Annotated in this window: 2 pseudogenes; both read left to right on the top strand. The window is 70.5% G+C overall.

The window, feature by feature from the left end:
• Positions 1–155, top strand: a pseudogene (locus DX908_RS16875) (P-type conjugative transfer protein TrbG); the annotation flags it as partial.
• Positions 152–502 (top strand): annotated as a pseudogene (locus tag DX908_RS16520) (hypothetical protein); the annotation flags it as partial. The pseudogenes DX908_RS16875 and DX908_RS16520, both read left to right, overlap by 4 nt.

Genomic DNA, 502 nt, shown 5'->3' with positions numbered 1-502 from the left:
GCGGCGGCGAGCTGGTCAACTATCGTGTGGCGGATCGCCATATGGTCGTCGATCGCCTCTTTGCGGCCGCCGAACTCCGTCTTGGCGGGGAGCGCCAGCAGACCGTCCGCATCGTTCGCGACGACGGACAGCGCCAGCGCAGGACCCGGCGATGAGCAGCGCGCACGAGCCCCGCGCGGCGCTCGACGCGCCGGGACGGCAGGATGATGCAGCGGCGCCTTCGACATTCGATCGCGGGGCGGAAGACGCGGAACGCGGTCCCCGCGAAGCGCCGTCGCAAGAGCCGCGAGACGAGCAGCTTCTGGAAGATCCTCAGCCGCTCGCGGACCCTGCGGGCTTTCGGCTGCGCGGCGATCCGCCGCGCGTCATGCGCCTGTCGCGCAAAGCCATCGCAACCCTGGGTGCGGTCGGTGCCCTGGCCGTGGGCGGTGCTCTGACCTTCGCGCTCCAGAGCCGTGACCGACAAGCGCCCGAGGAACTCTACAACACCGACAGTCGAGCC

The organism is Parvularcula marina, assembly GCF_003399445.1.
Lineage (GTDB): Bacteria > Pseudomonadota > Alphaproteobacteria > Caulobacterales > Parvularculaceae > Parvularcula > Parvularcula marina.
Note: the sequence above shows the minus strand (reverse complement) of the source record. Positions and strands in the feature narration are given on the sequence as shown.